Source organism: Clostridium simiarum (assembly GCF_018919175.1).
In the GTDB taxonomy this organism is placed as follows: Bacteria; Bacillota; Clostridia; order Clostridiales; family Clostridiaceae; genus Clostridium_L; species Clostridium_L simiarum.
In genome coordinates, this window is record NZ_JAHLQL010000002.1 from 150,935 (window position 1) to 172,595 (window position 21,661).

Here is a 21,661-nt window from a genome sequence, read left to right on the forward strand (position 1 = left end):
GAACTTATGTCATATACAACAGAAAATATTCAGAAGGCTTCAGCATTATTTTTTCTTCTTTTAAAGGAGAATATTATATCAGCTAAAGAACCTTTGGCAGAAGAATATATAAACAGTAGGGAAATAAGAGAAATAGTTAATACCATGGCAATAGAGGGGAATTTAAGAGTTTTTGATACTAGAGAAAATATACATTTGGTTTCTACAGCTAATGGATCAATTTTCGCAAATTCATATACGCAGATGAAAGAAAAGTATAAGGCCTTGAAGAATAAGAAGTATTTCTATCTTGCAAACATAATAATATGCGTATTTTTATCGGAAGTAGATAAGGAAAATAATATTAAAATTAGATGGGAAGAAGAAGGAATATCTTATGCTAAGCTGGAGGGTTTAGTAAACGGCACAATAAATTCATGGATAAGTAGAAGTAATGAAGAAGAAGGGTTTAGTGAAAATTGGGGAATAGCCTTAAAAGAAATTGAGGAGGTATGGAGCAAAGACTTTTCTCCAATGAAAAATAGTAAGACTAGAGGAAATATAGATGTTGTAAATACCACAGATAACAGATTTAGTTTTATTTATAGGTCTTTAAAGCCATTGGCTGATCAAAAGCTTATATACAATAACACAAAAGAGCTTAAAATTATTCCTAGAAATGAACTGTATGAAAGGTTAGATAAAATTTATCATAACCAAGATAGATATAAAGAATTTATGGCTCTAATTGAAGCTATAAAGGAGGAAAATAGGAATGCCAAGAATAACCAAGTTTAGAATAGTTGGAACTAAATATGACAATTTTAAAAAGTGTCATGAGAATACTATTTTTGATTTAACAAAAAAGGGAGAGCCAGATCATACATTATATACTCTTGAAAATGGAAGTGGCAAAGGAGTACTTATGCAGTTGATGTCTCAAATAGCTCTTCCTAATACTAGATGGGGTAAAAATGATGGAAATAAAATTACGGGTATGTTTCTTAATAAAAACAACCAGTTCACTCCATATACCTTTCATGTAATCCTTCAGTGGAAGCTAGATACTATACCAGAAAAATGGTTAGTAACTGGTATATGTATGACTGCTATGAAAAGCATTACAAAAGATGATAATAAGGAAGAAGAAAAAATTGGAGTAAAATACTTCTTATACACACACGAACATTATGCTAATAGCTTTTATACTGTAGAAAATATTCCAGTATATAACGAAAAAGAAAGAAAGCCAGTATCTTATGATGACTTTGAAAAATTTCTATTGGAAAACAAAAGAGATTTCAGAAGGTTTTCTGAATCAGCAACTAAGAGTACAAATTCAGATTACTATAAATATTTAGAGGAAAATGGTATTTATCGTTCCGAATGGAAAATTCTAAAACTTATAAATAGGGTTGAAGGTGGAGTAGGAGACTATTTTTCAAAAGCTAAAGATAACAAAGGGATATTTGATGAATACATAATTCCAGTCATATCGGAAAATTTAAATAATCAGTTTGAAGAAAATAAAAATGCATTAAAAGATATTTTTAAAAGTAATATTTCCATAACAAAGAATCTCCCAATTTTAATTAGTAGAGAAGCTGATTATAGAAATATAGTAACCTTACTAGAACCATTAATAGAAGATGCAGAAATTGGTATAAGTTATGGACAAAGAAAATCAAAATCTATTGTAGATGGTAACAATCTTTACTGTACTTTAGGAAGTCTACATAACAATATAATAATAGAGAGAGATAAGTGGATATGGGAAGAGGAAAAGGCTAAAGAAATAAAAAAAGAACTTGTTTTTCAAAAAGATAATTTAGAGTATGCAAGAAATATAAGGACAAAAAAGGAATATGAAGAAGAAAAACTAGAAGAAGAGAGTAGATTAACTCAGATAAAATGTGAAATAGAAGAATTAAAAGAAGAAAATAAGAAGTATGACATAAACAAAATAATTATTCCTATGGATCAAGAGAGTAGAAAAAGAGAGAGCAAAATTGAAGAGAAAACTATGATTATAAAATCTCTTAATTTAGAGGATGTAGAGGAAACTATTAAGTCTATAGATAATAATATTAAAGAAAAGTGGAAATTTACTGAGGCTTCGTGGAAGGCTACTTCTGTAAAATATAGAGCATATGAATCATTTTTAAATGTTCTCGCAGAAAAATATAAAAAAGAAATAAATGATTTAAATTTAAAGAAACAGAATATTAAGATTAACTTTGGGGTATTTGAAGAAGAGAAAAAGAATTTTAGCCAAAAAGAAAAAGAATTAGAAAATCAGTTTGATTCATTTAGATTAGTATATCCAGACTTACTTCTTGAGGAAATTGAAAATGAAAAATCTAATAAGTATAAAGGATTAATAGATTTAAATAAAACTATTGAAGAATTAGAAAGAACTATTCTAGAACTTGGTTTAAAGAATAACAAAATAGAGCTTGAAAAAGATGGTTTGAATGAGAAAAAAACTGAGTTTGAGGGTAAGTATAAAGAGCAGAAACGAGCTGAAGAAGAGTTACTTACAAGAGTTTTAGATGTTTGTAAGCTTGAGAAAATAGAAGAGGATTATTCTCATAGCTGGCTTCAAAATAGAAGCTTTGAAATCATAAAAGATAAAAAAATAAAAAAACAAAGATTAAATGAGCTTAGAAAAGAACTTTGGGAAACAAATATGGATTTAACTCTGAATAATAAGGAGTATTGGATACCAAATAATGATATAGAAATTGTAAAAGTAAAGATTGAGGCTTTAGGGATAAAGGTGATTTATGGTACTCAATATTTAGGTTCACTAAATTATGAGAAAAGAAAGGAAGAGCTTATCCTATTTCCTTTACTTCCTTTTAGCTTAGTAATAACAAATTATGAGGAATGGGATACTGTAAATAAAAATATATCTAAGGATTTGTTTTTGCATAGTATTGTACCAATATATATACGTACAGAAATGAAGAGTATTGTACCAATAAACTGTAAATTTACGGATCATAAGGGACTAGTGTTCATGGAAAATAACGAGGAATTCATTTTATGGAGAGAAAATCTTAGTAAGAGGGCATTAGAACTAAATGAAAATATAAATGTTTTAGAGAATTCTATAGAAAAGATAGATAGATTAATTAGTGACATTGAAGTCATGATTAATATTGAAAGTTCAATGGTTTTAGAGCAAAAAATAAAAGATTTAGAGCTTGACGTTACTAAGCTTTTAGAGAAGTTATCTATTAATTATTCAAAGACTAATAACTTAAAAGAGGGTTTAAATCTCAATAAAGTCTTTAGAGACAAAGTAAAAGAAGAGATAGAACTTTTAGAAAAACAGATAGTTAAGCTTCAAAGTTTTGTGGAGTTTAGAAATTATATAGAAGAAAAAGAAAGGGATATAAAAAAGGAAGAAAAAAATCTTAATGAAATTGAAGTAATATTAATAGAAAAAATGCAGGAACAGGAAAATGTACAGGATAAAAAGACATTAGCTCACAAAAACTATGAAACTTGGAAGATTAATAGGGATAATAAACTTAAAGAAATTAGAGAGGTAATTGACAAAGCAGAGTTTAATGAAAGTAATGGTGAAGTATATGAATCAGGCATAGAGCCAAGTTATTCTTCTTTAGAGGAAGATAGTATTTATTTAGATCTAGGGTATAGGAAAAGATTAAGTTTAGAAGTAGAGGATAAGAATTATCAAATTAAGATGATAAGTGAAAGGATTGATGAGCTTCAAGATAGTATTGATAATAAAATTAAAACGCTTAATAAGCTTGATGTAGATTGGAAGAAGTATAGAATAAAAGGAATATCTTTAGAAACTTTAGAGTTAGAGGCTGAAGTGTTAGAGAAATCTTTGAATTCAAAAAACGAAACACATTTAAAATTAGAAAAAAGTATATCTAAAAAAGATGGATTGATAGTTCAGATAGATAAAGATATAAATCGTCAAGCTAAGAAAATAAATGAAGAATATAATAAAGCACCACAGGTATGGGAAGATACTGATTTAGAAGAAAAGGGTTTTAAACTAAAGGAAGAAATAAAAGGTAATGATAAATATTTAAAGGACGTTGAGGATATATTAAAAAAATTAAATAATAGAGAATTTGTAATGAAAGGTCTTTTAGCAGAATTGAGTCCTTATGAAGAAATAGATCCATCTAAAGGAAAAACTTCGGAGTACCTTATAGAGAAAATTAAAGAAAATGAGAAGAATGAGGTTGAACAGTGGAAACGAGGCTTTAAGAAAATAAAAGATGCTATAAAAACTCATACCGATAAAGCTCAAGGAAACTTTGAACAGTTTTTAGAGGGACTGAAAACAAATATTAAGGATGAAATATTAAAGCATAAAATTAAGGAAATGATAGGTGATAGAATAAAAATAGATAACTTTTCAAATAACAAAGATTCCTTCACTAGTATGAAGGAACATGCAAAAAGAGAAATAAGTCAAGTTAATAACGATAAGATTAAGGCAGAGAGGGCAAGAGAACAGTGGGCATATAGGGCTGCTAGGCAGGCAATAAAGATCGCAGAAAGCTTAAAAGAAATGGTAAATAAAATGGTGTATGTAAATGATAATGGATATGCTTTTAAACTTGTTAGATTAAAGGGAGAAGACTTACTTCCTAAAGAAGAAGACAGTATTAAACTTTTATTAAATGAGCACTTTATAGATTGCATACAAAAGCTTGAAAAAGCAGGTGTAGATTTTGAGAATTTAGAGGACAAATTGCTAGAAGATTACATGAGCGACAAAATGATCTTCTCTAAAGCCTTAAGGGGAAAGTATCCTGACTTAGAAGTTTATAAGATGACAGAGAAAAATGAATTTTTATATGCTAGACCTCAGAATCATCATTATTCCACTTGGGGAGCTGTAAATGGGGGAGATGGCGATGCCCCAGAAGGTAGTGGAGGACAAACTCTTTCTATAAATACATTTATGATTATGATGCTTATGAATTACAGAAAGAAAACCACTGGAAATGATAATCCATGGACAGTGCCCATGTTGGATAACCCTTTTGGAAAGGCTTCAGGAGCTCATGTGCTTGACCCTGTATTTAAGATTGCAAATCAACTTAATTTCCAAATTATAGCCTTTGCCGCACCAGAAATAATAAAAACAGAGATTAGCGAAAGGTTTCCTATATTTTGGGCATTAAAGATTAATGATGGAAGAGAAAATGGAAGGCTTGGCAGTCTAATTGGTAAGGTGGTACATGGTGGTAGAGTTGTTGATTAACTATTGTTAATCATTATTTAAAAGAATAATGAACAAGGACATAATTTTAAAAATGGCAGGTATCAAAATTATTTAAAAGATGTTAGTTCTGACGTAATCAAGGCGGTCTTGTTTAAATTTTATACTTATGGGATATTTGCAAAAGTATAAGAATACAAAGAAACTGAAAGATGCATAGAGTTTTCCATAGATTTATTAGAAGAACAAGATTATGCAAAAGGAAAGCTCGAATTAATTAAAATAATTATAGCTGATATAGAAAAAGTATTAGCTAACTAAATTAGCGGGTTATCATTTAATATAGTCCACAGTCTGAACCTTTTATAGGGGGAGGACTGTGGACTTTTTTATTATAGATATGGTTTCCAGGGGACTGAACATAACAGGTTTATACTGGTGACTTTTACACCCCCGGGGGTCATGGGGTTAAACTTTACAAGTGGATAAACATATATTACAATATATAGGAATATAAACAAAAAATTGATATCTATGAAACATAACGCTTTAGATAAGAAGTGGTAGCAATTTGTTTTATGATATTATAAGGTAAACAAAGTGTACTCTCGTTTATGTATTAATTTTATAATACTTATGTTAAGATAATTTGTACAAAACTTAGTGTAATTTTCACTAATTTTAGACTAATAATATATGGAGATAAATTTTGGCTTTCTTTATAGATGGAGCTGTCGCACTAAGGAATTTACATACAATATATTGCTTTGCAAATTTAAAATTAGCACAATATATTGTAGTATTTATTCTTAATGGGACAGCCCCATAACTAATGGTTTTAAGATAGGAGAAATATATATATGAAAATTGCTATAATGGGAGCTTCAGATTCAGTTGAAAAGGTATATAAAGTTCTCTCCGTAGAACATAAAGATATAGAGTTTATTAAGTATGCTGAAGATGAAATAAAAAAACTTATTGATATGACAAAAAACATAGATTGTGAAATAGATGGTATCTTTTTGACTGGAATAGGTGTTTATTCTGAAATCACTTCCAAAATAAGATTTGAAAAACCTGTTGTTTATACAGAAAGAGGTATTATAGGTATCATTAAAGCTTTATGGGAATTTTATATGGAGTGGGATGATACAAAGGATACAAGGATTGCTTTAGATATAATTGAAGAAAAAGATCTCATTGACGTGCTTAATGAGTTTAATATTGAGATCAAGAGTTATGATATTCAAAAATATTTACCTTCTAAGAATGAAGGAGATTATCTTAAGTATTATTTAGAAAATTATGAAGAGGGAAATATTGATTGTGTTTTTACCTCTTTTGGATATATATATAACTATTTAAAAAAACATAATATTCCAGTATATAGGATACAAGCAACGAATATTGACATTAAAAATCGATTTTTTAAGTTAAAAAATAGTGTTAACTTAAAAAACCTCAATGAATGTGCAATTCAAGTACAAATCATTCAAGTGGTGGAGGGAAATGCTAGGACTCAGGATAGTAAAAATAGTGAATTTCAATTAGAAGAAGAAATCTTGATGTATTCTAAAGAAATTGAAGGTATGATGCAGACTATTAATTCAAATGAGTACCTCATTATATCTAATAAAGGTGCAGCATTAAGTGTAGAAAATATAAATTCTTTATACAGAATAATAAACAACTGTAAGTTAAGAAACATTATACTAGGCGTAGGCATAGGTGAGGGGGTAACCATTTATCAATCTGAAAATAATGCAAGAAATGCTTTAAGAAAGAGCACTTCTGAAAAGCAGGGAAATATTTATTTTTATGATGGTGAAAATGTAGTAGGACCGATTTTTAAGAAGAATCAAATCAAATACAAAAATTTAGTAGATGAAGAAACTCTAAAATTATCTAAAGAAATTGGAATCAGCTATCAGTATATTGAAAAAATTATTAGTGTAATAAAGAAATTAGGAAGAGATGAATTTACAAGTAAAGAACTGGCTGAAATTCTTTTTATAAGTGAGCGTAGTGCCAACCGTATTCTAAAAAGTCTTATAGATAAAGGTTATGGAGAAGAGTCAAACCTAGAGAATTCCTTAGGAGCAGGTAGGCCACGTCGTAAAGTTAAGATTAAACTTAAATCATAAAATATAATACAAACTCTAACCAATTTAAGAATTAGAGTTTATTAAAGTTAATAATTATTAAGAGGTTTAACAGCAAAATTCCAGTAAAAATTTTATTTTTATTGGAATTTTATTTTTTCTTAATTATTTAAATGTTTAGTAAGTCATGGGAGCAGTAGATTGTAAAAATAGTTATAATTTTGACTGTCTGATTTTATCTTTAAATCAACCTTTATTCTTCTGCCTACCTTGTTTTTATTCATTAGATTAATTGTACTATATTTTTTAAATTAAGACATAATTATATGTGACATATTACCACATTATCATAAAAAAATCAGACAATTCTTGATAATTGTTGACAAGGAAAAAAAGATATACTATAATTTGAGATAATTAAAGACCTATTTAAGACACGATAAAAATTGTGGCTATTTTTTTCTAATTAATAATTTATATTTTAACAAACCATTTCTTATGTAGAAAACGTTTTTATTATGGAAGCAAATAACTTGTTAAATATTATAGAAGGAGGTGATGAGAAGTCTAATACTACAAGTACATATCATAATTAAATAGCTGATTCATTAATAATGAATACTTAAACTTTGTAAGAATCCATATCAAGTTTAAATACTTCCTAAAATTTAAACGTTTTAAATATTATTTCTAGAAGTTGATATATTAATTAGCTAGAGAGATTCAAAAGAATAAAAAGATGGAGGTAAACAATGATAGAAGCAAATCATTTATATTATGCAAATCACCCTATTATGTGGATTGTATCTATAATAGGTATATCTGTTGTATTAATTCAATCTGTACTAATACTCAGAAAGTCAATTAAAGCGGGTTTAGATATGGGAATGGATTATTCTAAAATTAAGAAAGGTATTAAGACAAGTGCAATCGGTAGTATCGGCCCAGCATTAGGTGTCGTTGGAAGTTTACTGGCTCTATTAGTTACTATGGGATCTCCTGTATCTGCATTTAGATTAAGTGTAATTGGAGGTTCTAACTTTGAAGCTATGGCAGCCAACTTTGGAGCTAAAGCTTTAGGATCAGAACTATCTACTAATATGACTCCTGTAGTATTTACAAATGCTCTATGGGCCATGGCATTAGGATCAATTGGATGGATAATATTTGTGTTTTTATTTGGACATAAAATGGATAAAGTAAATAACTTATTAACAAGTGGAAGAAAAGCATTATTACCAGCAGTTAGTATAGGAGCTATGCTCGGATCTTTTGCATACTTTAATGTTGGTAATTATCTAAAATTTAAGACAAATCCTGATGTAACAATTTCTGCAATCTCAGGTCTAGTTATTATGATGCTTTGCTTGAAATTAGGAGAAAAAAAGTTTAAATGGCTAAAAGATTGGGCTCTAACAATTGCAATGTTTGGAGGAGCAATTATTGGAACTTTAACATTTTAAAATAAAGGGGGACTACGATAGATGAAAGTTTATGATAAATATATTAAGGATATTACAAAGATTGGTAGATTTACTATGCTTCTTGGACTGGTTGTAAGTTTTCTTCCTCCATTGGTTATGACTTTGGTATTTGGATTTAATCCTGGACTTGGAGCGATTTTAGCTGGAGCAATTTCCCAGATATCAGTTTCTGGAGCTTTTTATTTTAGTGAACCTATTAGTTATTTTCCTATTGTTGGTAGGGCTGGACTATATATGGGGTTTCTGTCAGGAAATTTAGTAAATATGAGAATACCAGCAGCTGTATCCGCCTTAGAAGGATCAGGTTATAAGTCAGGTACTGATGAAGGAGCAATTATGGGGACTATAGGAATAGGAGTCTCTATATGGGTAGGTATCATATTTTTATTATTATCTGTATTTGCTGGGCAGACTTTGCTAGCTAATTTGCCTGAGTCTATTAGTAGAATGTTGTCTCTTATTATTCCTGCATTATTTGGTGGCGTCTTTGCTCAATTCGCATTAAAATCACCAAAGTCAGGTATATTTGCTCTTACTATTGCTTTTGTAATGACAAAGATTGTTGATATTATTCCAGGTAAACCATCGTTTATTGTTACTCTAGTTTCAGTATTTGCCACAATTGCATTTGCTAAGAGACAATTAATTAGGAAAATAGATAATAAAGAAGCTTAAATTAGTTTATAACAATGTAGTATTAGAGCAGTTAGTAATAATAAAGTAAAGGGTTAAAAAATTATATGATTTAAAAAATTCGTGTTATTTCAAAGCATTGAGGATAGTAAAAAAATAATTAAAAATTAAGATGTAATGTTGGGTAGGAAAGTATTTAATTTTCTACAAAATATTATAACTAGATTATATAAGGAGGTATAAGGTTGAATAAGGAAAGATTATTAAATAATCTAGTTGAAATGTTAAAAATTCATTCACCTTCAAAAAAAGAAGGAGAGTATGCAAAATATCTTGTTAATTTATTAAAAGAAATGGGTGCCTTAATATACTTGGACAAAGGGTATCTAGAATATGGTGGGGATTCACCTTCAATAATAGCTAAGTTTCCTGGTGATGTAGAAGGTGAAGGGGTAACCCTTGCTGCCCATATGGATGTTGTAGAGCCTAATTTAAATGTAAAACCCATAGTAGATGGTAATATAATTAGAACAGATGGAACAACCACATTAGGTGGAGATGATAAAGCAGGAATAGCAAGTATTATAGAAGTTTTGAGAACCATCAAAGAGGAAAATATCTCACATGAGGACATTTATATTGTTTTAACACCCTGTGAAGAGATCGGTATGCTTGGCGCTAAGTATTTTGATTGGACAAAGGTATCAGAAGCTATGCTACCTGCAAAGAATATGATTGTTGTTGATAACTCTGGAAAAGCTGGGCTTATTGCACATACTGCTCCAAGCAAATATGATATTGAAATTTGTTTTCAAGGTAAAAAGGCTCATGCTGGCATAGAGCCTGAAAAGGGAATCAATGCTATAAGCGTGGCATCTTATGCTTTATCCCGTATGAATATAGGTAGAATTGATGATTTAACAACATCTAATATTTCGAAAATAAGCTCTGAGTTTCCATCAAATGTAGTCCCTGATGTATGCAGGATTACTGGAGAAGTAAGAGGTCATTCTGAAGATAAGATTTTAGAGATTATTGAATTGTATAAAAAAATATGTGATGAATCCGTTGAAAAACTTGGTGGTAGCTATAAACTAGATTATAAGTGTGATTATCCAGCATTAAAACCAAAGGATAATTTGATTTTTGCAAAGCAATTTGCTAAGGTATATGAAAAGTTAAATGTTCCCTGTGAGCTTAAGATTATTGGAGGAGGATCAGATAGTAATATATTTGCAAAACAAGGATTTAACTCAATTATTATTGGAGTTGGAATGAACAATGTACATACTGTTGAAGAGTATTTAGAAATTGATGAATTACTGAAAACAACAGAGGCTATTGTTAGATATATAAAAAGGAATGATTAATATATGGGTATGAGTAAAGAAATAATGAAAGCTAAAGTAATTTCTACTATTGATGAAAATCGGCATTTGATTTTTCAAATAGGTAGAAAGATCTATGAAAACCCTGAGCTTGGTTATAAAGAGTTTAAAACTACAAAACTTGTGAAGGAGTTTTTTGAAAAGGAATTAAATCTTGAGGTGGTAGATGGTATTGCCTATACTGGTTGCAGAGCCAAGATAAATGATGATAAATCTGGCCCAAAAATTGCAGTTTTAGGTGAGTTAGATGGTATAGTTTGCAATGATCATCAAGATTCTTTAAGCTCGGGAGCTTCTCATACTTGCGGACATAATATACAAATTGCAGGAATGCTAGGTATAGCAATTGGTCTTATAAAATCAGGTGTATATAAAGAGCTAGGTGGTAAGATTGATTTTATTGCAACTCCTGCAGAAGAATTTATAGAGATAGATTATAGAAGCAAACTCAAAGAAAAAGGAGTTATTCAATATTTTGGAGGGAAACAGGAATTAATAAGAAATGGTGCTTTCGATGACGTGGATATGGCAGTTATGTTCCATGCTTTAGATACTGGCGATAAAAAAGTATTAGTGGGACCTGTAAGTAACGGATTTATCGGAAAAGATATTCGATTTATTGGTAGAGAAGCTCATGCGGGTAATGCTCCATATAAAGGAGTAAATGCACTTAATGCAGCATTACTTGCTATAAACAACATCAATGCTCAAAGGGAAACCTTTGAAGACAGTGATAAAGTAAGGATTCACCCAATTATAACAAAGGGTGGAGACATTGTAAATGTGGTACCTGCTGATGTTCGAATGGAATCATATACAAGGGCAAGAACTGTACAGGCAATGGTAGATGCAAATAAAAAAGTTAATAGGGCATTAATTGCTGGAGCTATGGCTGTAGGTGCTAATATTGAAATAAAAGAATTACCAGGATACTTGCCAATTTTAAAACATCAACAGATGGAAGATATATTATTTGAGAATTTAATAGGTCTTGAAATTACAAAAGACGATATAATACAAGGAGGAGACTTCACCGGTTCTTTTGATTTAGGTGATGTGTCTCATATTATGCCAACTTTACATCCTATGTTTGGTGGAATAAGGGGAGAGCTTCATTCAAAAGATTATTGTATAGTTGATGAAGAATATATTTATTTAGAGCCAGCTAAGGCATTAGCTTTAACTATAATAGATTTACTTTTTGATGACGCAAAAGAAGCTAAAAATATTCTTAAAGACTTTGTTCCTGCCATGACAAAAGAAGAATATCTAAATTTCATGAATTCAAATGACAAGCTTATAAAAAGAGAGTTCTTAGAGTAAATATAAAGATAACAAAGAGCCATAAGATAAAGGATATCTTATGGCTCTTTAATTAAATAAAAAACGCATCTAAAATTCAGAATAATATGTAAATTCACAAAGTTCATTTATAATAGTCATCATTTCTGGAAATATTCCATATATTATTATAATAAAAAATATTTATTAAAGTACTAAAAGAATCATCATAAAAAAGGGGGATAGATATTGAGTTTCTTAAACTTAGATTAATGTTTCAACATAGGACTATTCTCAAATTTATGTAATAAGCTAATAAATATATTGAGAAAGGAAATGTGAAATGGAAAATGAGACCATATTAGAAATCAAAGATTTGCATACTGGATTTAGAATTAATGATGAGTACTTTGATGCAGTAGATGGAGTTTCTTTAAAATTAAATAGAAATGAATTGCTAGCAATAGTTGGAGAATCTGGATGTGGCAAAAGTACCATTGCTAACTCCATAGTTGGGTTACATAATAGTACTTTTACTAGAGTAAGTGGAGAAATAATTTATAAAGGGGAAAATATTATAAAATACTCAGAAGAAAAATTTAATAAGATTAGAGGTAAAGAAATTGGATTTATTTTTCAAGATCCCCTAGCATCTTTAAACCCACTACACAAAATTGGGAGGCAAATAGAAGAATCTCTAATATATCATACTGATTTAAACAAAAAACAAAGGCGTAAGAGAATGCTAGATTTATTAGATCAAGTAGGAATTATAAAACCTGAAAAAACTGCTGAACAGTTTCCTCATGAATTATCTGGAGGTATGAGGCAAAGGGTATTGATAGCTATTGCTCTTTCCTGTAAACCTAACATTATAATAGCAGATGAACCTACTACAGCACTAGATGTTACTATACAGGCTCAGATATTAGACTTATTAGCAGAACTTCAAAAAGAGATTAATGCAGGAATTATACTTATAACCCATGATTTGGGAGTGGTTGCACAGAACGCAGATAGGGTTGCTGTTATGTATGCAGGACAAATTGTAGAGTTAGCTGATGCGAAAGAACTTTTTAACAATCCTCTTCATCCTTATACTAAATCATTACTACAATCTATACCAAATTCAGATTTAGTAGGAAAAGAATTACATGTAATACGAGGTATGGTTCCTTCATTAGAAAAATTGCCACGAAAAGGCTGTAGATTTGCAGAAAGGATTCCGTGGATTTCAGAGTCAGAACATGAAGAGAACCCAGAACTTCATGAAGTTTTAAAAGGACACTTTGTAAGGTGTACCTGTTGGAAAAACTTTTACTTTGAAAATGAAGTGGGGTGTTAAAATGGGTTTTTTAAAAATAGATAATTTAAAAGTTCACTTTCCTATTCGTGGAGGAATCTTTAATACTATACAAGATTATACCCGTGCTGTAGATGGAGTATCACTTTCAATTGAAGATGGAAAAACATATGGACTTATAGGAGAGTCAGGATCAGGAAAAACTACTATTGGAAAAACTATTGTAGGATTAGAGAATCCTACAGAAGGTAAAATTTTATATAATGATCAAATAGTAAATACAAAGAGATTGAGGAAAAAGACTGGATACAATAAGGAAGTTCAAATGATATTTCAAGATGTTTTATCTAGCTTAGATCCTAAAAAAAGAATTAGAGATATAATAGCAGAGCCCATTCGAAATTATGAAAAGTTAACTAAAGAAGAAGAATTAGAAAAAATTTTAACTTTATTAAATATAGTTGGAATGCCCTCAGATGCTTTGTATAAGTATCCTTACGAATTTTCAGGAGGGCAACGTCAAAGAATAGGTGTAGCTAGAGCTGTATCTTTAAATCCGAAACTTATTGTAGCAGATGAACCGGTTTCGGCTCTTGATTTATCAATCCAAGCTCAAGTATTAAACTTTTTAAAAGATGTGCAAAGAGATTTTAATTTAAGCTATCTTTTTATATCTCATGATTTAGGAGTAGTTAAACATATGTGTGATTATATTTATATTATGCATAGAGGAAGATTTGTAGAGACAGGTACAAGGGATGATATATATAATAATCCTCAACATATTTACACAAAAAGACTAATAGCTGCTATACCAGAAATTTCTGTTAATGATAGAGGGAAAGCTCGAGAGGAACGAATTAAAGTGGAAGAAGAATATGATAAAAAAGAAAAGCTGTTTTATGATGAAAATGGTAGAGCCTTTGATCTAATTAAAATTTCTGAAACTCACTATGTATCAGTAAGAGAAAAGGGGGATCTATAAGATGTGGAAAACAGTAGTGCGTAGAGTATTATTAATGATACCTCAGCTTTTAATATTAAGTGTAATTGTTTTTGGTTTTGGGAAAATGATGCCAGGAGATCCTTTTACTGGATTAATAAGTGGTGATATGGATCCTTTGGTCATTGAGCAACTAAAAGAAAAGGCGGGACTAAATGATCCTATCCCCGTTCAATATAAAAACTGGATGGTTAAAATTCTTAGAGATGGTGATTTTGGAAAATCTTACACACAAAAGGTACCAGTTGCTAACATTATTGGTGAGAGAGCAAAGAACACTTTATGGTTATCTCTATTAACTTTGATTTTAACTTACTTAATAGCGATACCACTAGGTATTTATGCTGGAAGATATCAAAATTCAAAATTCGATAAGGGTGTTATAGTATATAATTTCATAAGTTATGCTATACCTACATTTGTATTAAGTCTTATATTTATTTTAATATTTGGATATAAGTTAGGATGGTTCCCTACTACGGGATCTGTAGAAATTGGGATACAAAAAGGGACATTTGCATACTATAAAAGTAAAATGTATCATATGATTTTACCTGCAATTACAGCTGCCGTGTTGAGGACAACTGGAACGATACAATATTTACGAAATGAAGTAATTGATGCAAAAGGTCAAGATTATGTAAAAACTGCTAGAAGTAAGGGTGTACCTATAAATAAAGTTTATTCTCACCATATATTTAGAAACTCATTACTACCTGTTGCAGCATTTTTTGGATTTACTATTATGGGACTTTTGAGTGGTTCTATATTTATTGAAACTATTTTTAGTTATACAGGAATGGGTGAATTATTTATTACATCAATAAATAGTAGGGATTATTCAGTTATGAATGCCTTGGTTCTATTATTTGGATTTTTAACATTAATGGGAAGCTTATTGTCTGATATAATCATGACAATTGTTGATCCAAGAATAAGAATAGAATAGGAGGCGGTAAATATGGGTAAAGAAGATATTGATGTAAAGGCTATTGCCTCCAAAGCAGGTGCAAAAGATATTGGATCCCAAATAGATGAAAAAAAATTAAAATCAATTAGTGAAGTTCCATCGTTTTGGAAGGTACTTAAAAAAGAATTTAAAGCTGATAAACTAGCAAAAGTATGTCTTGTTATTTTACTTATAATATTAGCATCTGTATTAATAGGTTCTTTAATTATAGATCAAAATGAAGTTATGAAGATAAACCTAAGAAATCGATATAAGGCTCCAGGGGCAGAATTTATTTTAGGAACAGATATAGGGGGAAGGTCAATTGCAGGTCAATTGTTAATAGGGGGAAGGAATTCTATTTTAATAGGTTTTGCAGTTACTATAATAACCTCTGCAGTGGGCATAATTGTTGGTTTGATTGTAGGTTACCATGGTGGAATGGTAGATAATATAATAATGAGAATATGTGATTTTATTTCGATTCTACCAACCACATTACTCATAATTACATTTGTAGTGGTTATCCCAAGTTATACCATGTGGCATTTTATATTTATAATGAGTGTGTTTTATTGGGTTGGGATGGCTAGATTGGTAAGAAGTAAAGCTTTATCAGAAAGCAGGAGAGATTATGTAAATGCATCTAAGATAATGGGAACAAGTAATTTAAAGATTATGTACGGTAGTATTTTACCTAATATTAGCTCCATTATAATTGTAGATTTAATTTTAAGCTTTGCTGGTAATATTGGAATTGAAACTGGATTATCATTCTTAGGATTTGGGTTACCACCATCGACGCCGTCCCTAGGAACATTAGTTTCTTATGCTAGAACTCCAGGAGCAATGTCAAATAAGTTATGGCTATGGTTACCTGCATCATTATTAATATTAGTGATGATGTTGTGTATAAATTACGTCGGTCAAGCAGTTAGAAGGGCTTCTGACGCAAAGCAAAGATTAGGATAGAATAAAGGGGGAAGAAAAATGAAAAAAAGATTAAAACTTCTTGTTCCATTACTATTAGCATCAACAATGTTATTAGCAGCATGTAATAAAGATAAACCTGATGGAGGGGATGGATCTGCTATAGGTGGGTCAGAGGAGGAAACCTTATTAAAAATAGAACTTCCACATCCGGCAGTTCTTCAGAAAGAAGGAAAAACAGTTGGAGGAACACTTAACGTGGCATTAGTTACAGATACACCTTTTGAAGGTATCTTTAACACTTTTTTATACTCAAATAAGTCAGATTCTCAACTAATGGGTCCTATGCTTGGGTCATTTATGAAAAGTGGAAAAAACTTTGAAATCGTTAACGGTGGATATTGTGACGTTGAATTTAACAAAGAAGCCAAAAAAGCAACTTATAAAATTCATAAAGATTTAACTTGGAGTGATGGAGTTCCAGTAACTTCTGATGACTTAATCTTTGTTTATGAATCTATTGCACATAAAGATTATAAGGGAGTAAGATATGACTCAGATTATAAAAATGTTATAGGTATTGAAGAATATAATAAGGGCACTGCAGAAACTATATCAGGACTTAAAAGGATTGATGATAAAACATTAGAAGTATCTTTTAAAAAATATTATCCAGGAATACTCTGGGGTGCAGGTTTAACATTTAATGCTGAGCCAAAACACTATTTAAAAGATATTCCAATACAAGATATGGAAGCTCATGATAAAGTTAGAGTAAAGCCATTATCTTGCGGACCATTTGTAGTTTCTAATATTGTTCCAGGAGAATCTGTTGAATATGTTCCTAATCCACACTGGTTTGGAGAAAAACCTAAAGTTGATAAAATTGTTTATAAAAGAACAAGCCCAGATACAATAGTAGAAGCATTAAAAGCAGGAACATTTGATGTGGTTGATGAAATTAATGTAGATGCTTATAATGAGTATAAAGATTTAAGTAATATTGAATTGTTATCTCAAATACAAAGATCTTATGGATATATAGGATTTAAATTGGGTAAATGGGATAATGAAGCTAAAGAAGTGATAGTAGATCCAACGAAAAAAATGTCTGATGTTAAATTAAGACAGGCAATGGCTTATGGTATGGATACCAAGGAGATAGCTGAAGTGTTCTACAATGGTTTAAGATTACCTGCTAACTCTGTAATAGATCCAGCACACGCTACTTTTTGGAACTCAAAGTTAGCCACATATAATTATAATCCAGAAAAAGCAAAAAAAATACTTGATGATGCTGGCTATAAAGATGTAGACGGTGATGGAATGAGAGAAGATCCAAAAGGAAATAAGCTAAAAATTAATTTCCTTTCAATGTCAGGTGGAGAAATTGCTGAACCATTAGCCCAGTTCTTCGTTCAAGGTTGGAAGGATATAGGACTTGATGTAGGATTACAAAATGGTAGATTAGTAGATATGAACGCTTTTTATGATATGGTTGAACAGGATAATGAAGAAATAGATATATTCATGGGTGGATGGGGTACAGGATCCAATCCAGATCCATCAGGATTATACGGAAGAGACGCTCAATTCAACTATACAAGATTTGCCAGTGAAGAAAATGATAAATTGTTAGGGGCTATTGCTTCTGAAGATGCATTTGGCAAAGATGGAGTTGATGAAGAATATTTAGTTAAGGCTTATCATGAATGGCAACAATATATTCATGATCAGGTTCCAGTAGCACCTACTAACTTTAGATATACAATAACAGTAACAAATAAGAGAGTTACCTCCTGGGATCTAAACACAGTTAGTGATTGGGGATGGGAGAAGATTGGTTTATTATCTGATACTCCTGAAAAAGCAAAATAGTAAAATTTTAAGCTGAAAATATTGAATGAAATTCTCTTTTATAATGGAATGTAACTGATAGAATTAAATAATAATCTATATACAAATTAAAGTAAACAGGTCATTTAATATAGTCCACAGTCTGAAACTTTTATAAGGGAAAGGCTGTGGACTTTTTTTATTACTACCACTTCAAAGGAAATAATATAACAGGTTTCCACTGGCAATTTTTGCACACAAGGGTAGTTTGTTGTAAATAATATTTTAATTTAATAGAATACTAATCTTAGATAAGAATAAATTCTAAAAAATATAAAAAGAACGAAAAAAATTTTTAAAAATATACTTGAATAAAAATAATTTTCATGATAAGATGTAAATGTATTCAGATAAAAATATTTTTCATATATTTAAACAAATAAAAATAATTTTCAAGCAAAAGGAGGCATATATATGTTCAAACAATTACAGAAAATTGGGAAGTCCTTCATGTTACCCATTGCTATATTGCCAGCAGCCGGGTTATTACTTGGTATAGGAGGAGCTTTATCAAATCCTAATACTGTACAGGCTTATCCATTTTTAAATATTTCTTGGTTACAAGGTATTTTCTCAATAATGTCATCTGCCGGGGAGGTAGTATTTGCTAATTTAGCACTTATTATGTGTATAGGTCTTTCTGTAGGATTAGCTAAAAAAGACAAAGGTACTGCAGGACTGGCTGGTGCAGTAGCATTTTTAGTTATGAATGCTTCAATTAAAGGTATGATAGCTACATTTAACCCAGCGGTTAAGGCAATAGATACTGGTGTTGTTGGAGCTATAGTAATTGGATTAACGGTATCATATCTTCATAATAAATATGGAAACATTCAATTACCAGCTGTTTTAGGATTCTTTGGTGGATCAAGATTTGTACCAATAGTATCTTCATTCTCAGCAATTTTTATTGGTGCTATATTTTTCTTAATATGGCCAACATTCCAAGGTTGGTTAGTTTCAGCAGGTAATGCAATAGCTGGTTTAGGACCAATAGGAACTTTCTTATATGGATTCTTGTTAAGATTAACTGGAGCAGTTGGATTACACCACATGATTTATCCATTATTCTGGTATACTGAATTAGGCGGAGTTGCAAATGTTGCAGGTCAAACTGTTACAGGAGCTCAAAATATATTCTTTGCACAATTAGCTGATCCAAATCATGTTGGATTATTTACAGAAGGTACAAGATTTTTTGCAGGACGTTTTGCAACAATGATGTTTGGATTACCAGCAGCATGCTTAGCTATGTACCATTGTGTACCTAAACAGAAGAAAAAGTTAGTTGGTGGATTATTCTTAGGGGCAGCAATAACATCATTTATTACTGGTATTACTGAACCAATAGAGTTTATGTTCTTGTTTGTTGCACCAGGGTTATATGTAGTTCATGCTGTATTTGATGGATTATCATTCTTTATAGCTGATATACTAAATATATCAATAGGTAATACATTCTCAGGTGGATTGATAGACTTTACACTATTTGGAGTTCTTCAAGGTAATGCTAAGACAAATTGGGTATATGTATTAATAGTAGGAGCAATTTGGGCAGCATTATATTACTTCACATTTAGATTCTTAATAACTAAATTTAATATTATGACTCCAGGTAGAGAACCAGAAGGTGAAGAAGTTAAAGTTGTTACAAAAGATAACATGAATGAAACCGCAACACAAGTTTTAGAAGCATTAGGTGGTAAAGATAATTTAGATGATGTTGATGCTTGTATAACAAGATTAAGAGTTGCTGTGAAAGATGTAAGTAAAGTTGATAAAGATAAAATTAAATCTTTAGGGGCTACTGCTGTATTAGAAGTTAAAGGTGGAGTTCAAGCTATATTTGGAGCTAAGGCAGACCCATTAAAGCAAAAAATAAATGAAATTATAGGGAGAGAGTAGTAACAGTGAGAGCAATAGATAGAGGATTAATCGTATCATGTCAAGCACTAGCAAATGAACCACTACATAGCTCTTATATCATGAGTAGAATGGCTGTAGCAGCTCAGGAAGGTGGAGCTATAGGAATTAGAGCTAATAGCGTTGAAGATATTGTTGCAATAAAAAAGGAAGTTGATTTACCTGTAATAGGTATAATAAAAATAGATTATCCAGGTATTAAACCTTATATAACTCCGACTATGAAGGAAGTTGATGAACTTGTTGAAAGTGGAGTAGATGTAATTGCTTTAGATGCAACAATTGATCAAGATGAAGAATTTTTAAAAGAAATATTCAAAAAGTATCCTTCACAAAAGTTTATGGCTGATATATCTACTATAGAAGAAGGGTTAAGAGCTGGTGAACTAGGATTCCATTATGTTGGAACTACTTTGGTAGGATACACAAATCATTCTAAAGGAACCAATAACTTTGAAGTATTAGAAGCTTTAATAAAAGACTGTAAATCAAAAGTAATAGCAGAAGGTAATTTTGATACCCCTGAAAAAGCTAGAAAAGCTTTAGAAGAAGGAGCCTATGCCGTTGTTGTTGGTGGGGCTATAACTAGACCACAACAAATAACTAAAAAATTTAATGATGAAGTTTTAAAAGCATTATAATATTTTAAGAGGTAGAGATTCAAATCTCTATCTCTTTTACTTGATTAGTTTTAATGGTATTCTATTATATATAAATTAATAGATATACTAAATTTATGGAGGATATTAAGTGGATATTTTATGTGAGATACAAAGAAAATACAATGAATTTTCTGATAAAGAAAAAGATATAGCTGATTATATTATGCAATATGGTGATAAAATAAAAAATATAAATATAACTGATTTAGCAAAAGACATAGGAACATCAGGAGCTACAATAACAAGATTTGCTAAAAAAATTGGTTGTGATAGCTTTGTAGATATGAAAATAAAGCTTGGATCTAATAAAGTAGAACCTTATATTGATGATGAAGATGGTATATTTTCATATGCTTATCAATATTATAATGAGGTTATAGAAAGAACTAAAATGCTAGTTGATAAGGATGCTATATTTAAAATTGTTAGTGAAATAAAAAAGGCTAAAAATATATACATATATGGGGTTGGAAGTTCTGGATTAACAGCTGAAGAAATGATGCAAAGATTATTAAGAATGGGGTTTAATGTGCATTCTATTTCGGATCCTCATATGATGATAATTAACAGTTCAATTGTATCAGAAAATGACTTAGTTATAGGAATTTCTATATCAGGAGAAACAGAAGAAGTTATACACTCATTAAAGATATCAAAGGAAAATGGAGCAAAAATAGTTTCAATAACTAGTTTTGAAGGAAGCTCTATAAGTAAATACTCAGATATAAAGTTTATAGTATATAATCCTAATTTCGTTGATAGAAGTAGATTTATAAATACTCAATTTTCAGCAATGTATCTTCTTGATTTAATATCTATGGTTCTATTAAAAGATGTTAATTTAAGTAATAAGATGCAAACAACTATCAATGCTATTATTAATAGTTAATATAAAAATTGCTATAAG

Annotated in this window: 15 protein-coding genes; all 15 read left to right on the forward strand. The window is 30.2% G+C overall.

The features are described 5' to 3' along the window. Positions 1-6: 6 nt before the first annotated feature. Positions 7-777, forward strand: coding sequence for a DUF6063 family protein (locus KQI89_RS08730; protein WP_216456786.1), 771 nt, complete (start codon positions 7-9; stop codon positions 775-777). Next, positions 755-5,242, forward strand: a complete 4,488-nt coding sequence (locus KQI89_RS08735) for a hypothetical protein (RefSeq protein ID WP_216456787.1) — start codon at positions 755-757, stop codon at positions 5,240-5,242. Before KQI89_RS08730 ends, KQI89_RS08735 begins: the two co-directional genes overlap by 23 nt. Positions 5,243-6,060: 818 nt before the next feature. Beyond that, the gene (locus KQI89_RS08740; protein WP_216456788.1) at positions 6,061-7,344 is read left to right on the forward strand and encodes a hypothetical protein; all 1,284 of its coding nucleotides are present in this window, start codon (positions 6,061-6,063) and stop codon (positions 7,342-7,344) included. Between the two features lie 710 nt (positions 7,345-8,054). After that, on the forward strand, positions 8,055-8,765 hold the full coding sequence (locus tag KQI89_RS08745; protein WP_216456789.1) for a DUF5058 family protein: 711 nt from the start codon (positions 8,055-8,057) through the stop codon (positions 8,763-8,765). 21 nt (positions 8,766-8,786) lie between these two features. After that, positions 8,787-9,461: a hypothetical protein gene (locus KQI89_RS08750; protein ID WP_216456790.1), complete on the forward strand. Its 675-nt coding sequence runs from the start codon at positions 8,787-8,789 to the stop codon at positions 9,459-9,461. A 203-nt stretch (positions 9,462-9,664) separates the two neighbouring features. Further along, positions 9,665-10,789 (forward strand): M20/M25/M40 family metallo-hydrolase, encoded by a 1,125-nt coding sequence (locus KQI89_RS08755; protein WP_216456791.1) that lies wholly within the window; start codon positions 9,665-9,667, stop codon positions 10,787-10,789. A gap of 3 nt (positions 10,790-10,792) precedes the next feature. Beyond that, on the forward strand, positions 10,793-12,130 hold the full coding sequence (locus tag KQI89_RS08760; protein ID WP_246583042.1) for an amidohydrolase: 1,338 nt from the start codon (positions 10,793-10,795) through the stop codon (positions 12,128-12,130). Positions 12,131-12,431: 301 nt separating this feature from the next. Continuing rightward, positions 12,432-13,433, forward strand: a complete 1,002-nt coding sequence (locus KQI89_RS08765) for an ABC transporter ATP-binding protein (RefSeq protein WP_032120483.1) — start codon at positions 12,432-12,434, stop codon at positions 13,431-13,433. A gap of 1 nt (position 13,434) precedes the next feature. After that, positions 13,435-14,376, forward strand: a complete 942-nt coding sequence (locus KQI89_RS08770) for an ATP-binding cassette domain-containing protein (RefSeq protein WP_216456792.1) — start codon at positions 13,435-13,437, stop codon at positions 14,374-14,376. A 1-nt stretch (position 14,377) separates the two neighbouring features. Further along, positions 14,378-15,343, forward strand: coding sequence for an oligopeptide ABC transporter permease (gene opp4B / locus KQI89_RS08775; protein WP_216456793.1), 966 nt, complete (start codon positions 14,378-14,380; stop codon positions 15,341-15,343). Positions 15,344-15,355: 12 nt separating this feature from the next. Then, on the forward strand, positions 15,356-16,315 hold the full coding sequence (locus KQI89_RS08780) for an ABC transporter permease (RefSeq protein ID WP_216456794.1): 960 nt from the start codon (positions 15,356-15,358) through the stop codon (positions 16,313-16,315). Between the two features lie 18 nt (positions 16,316-16,333). Next, positions 16,334-18,151 (forward strand): oligopeptide ABC transporter substrate-binding protein, encoded by a 1,818-nt coding sequence (locus tag KQI89_RS08785; RefSeq protein WP_216456795.1) that lies wholly within the window; start codon positions 16,334-16,336, stop codon positions 18,149-18,151. A gap of 432 nt (positions 18,152-18,583) precedes the next feature. Continuing rightward, a complete protein-coding gene (locus KQI89_RS08790; RefSeq protein ID WP_216456796.1) occupies positions 18,584-20,074 on the forward strand; it encodes a PTS transporter subunit EIIC in 1,491 nt (496 codons plus the stop codon). A gap of 5 nt (positions 20,075-20,079) precedes the next feature. Further along, positions 20,080-20,733, forward strand: coding sequence for an N-acetylmannosamine-6-phosphate 2-epimerase (locus KQI89_RS08795; protein WP_032120488.1), 654 nt, complete (start codon positions 20,080-20,082; stop codon positions 20,731-20,733). Positions 20,734-20,842: 109 nt separating this feature from the next. Continuing rightward, entirely contained in the window at positions 20,843-21,643 is an 801-nt protein-coding gene (locus tag KQI89_RS18020) for a MurR/RpiR family transcriptional regulator (RefSeq protein ID WP_032120489.1), read from the forward strand. Positions 21,644-21,661 lie beyond the last annotated feature (18 nt).

Bases quoted from the DNA above. Each gene is read 5' to 3' on its own strand.
- KQI89_RS08780 (WP_216456794.1), top strand. From the start codon at position 15,356: ATGGGTAAAGAAGATATTGATGTAAAGGCTATTGCCTCCAAAGCAGGT.
- opp4B (WP_216456793.1), top strand. From the start codon at position 14,378: ATGTGGAAAACAGTAGTGCGTAGAGTATTATTAATGATACCTCAGCTT.
- KQI89_RS08785 (WP_216456795.1), top strand. From the start codon at position 16,334: ATGAAAAAAAGATTAAAACTTCTTGTTCCATTACTATTAGCATCAACA.
- KQI89_RS08765 (WP_032120483.1), top strand. From the start codon at position 12,432: ATGGAAAATGAGACCATATTAGAAATCAAAGATTTGCATACTGGATTT.
- KQI89_RS08745 (WP_216456789.1), top strand. From the start codon at position 8,055: ATGATAGAAGCAAATCATTTATATTATGCAAATCACCCTATTATGTGG.
- KQI89_RS08740 (WP_216456788.1), top strand. From the start codon at position 6,061: ATGAAAATTGCTATAATGGGAGCTTCAGATTCAGTTGAAAAGGTATAT.
- KQI89_RS08770 (WP_216456792.1), top strand. From the start codon at position 13,435: ATGGGTTTTTTAAAAATAGATAATTTAAAAGTTCACTTTCCTATTCGT.
- KQI89_RS08790 (WP_216456796.1), top strand. From the start codon at position 18,584: ATGTTCAAACAATTACAGAAAATTGGGAAGTCCTTCATGTTACCCATT.
- KQI89_RS08735 (WP_216456787.1), top strand. From the start codon at position 755: ATGCCAAGAATAACCAAGTTTAGAATAGTTGGAACTAAATATGACAAT.
- KQI89_RS08730 (WP_216456786.1), top strand. From the start codon at position 7: ATGTCATATACAACAGAAAATATTCAGAAGGCTTCAGCATTATTTTTT.
- KQI89_RS08760 (WP_246583042.1), top strand. From the start codon at position 10,793: ATGGGTATGAGTAAAGAAATAATGAAAGCTAAAGTAATTTCTACTATT.
- KQI89_RS08750 (WP_216456790.1), top strand. From the start codon at position 8,787: ATGAAAGTTTATGATAAATATATTAAGGATATTACAAAGATTGGTAGA.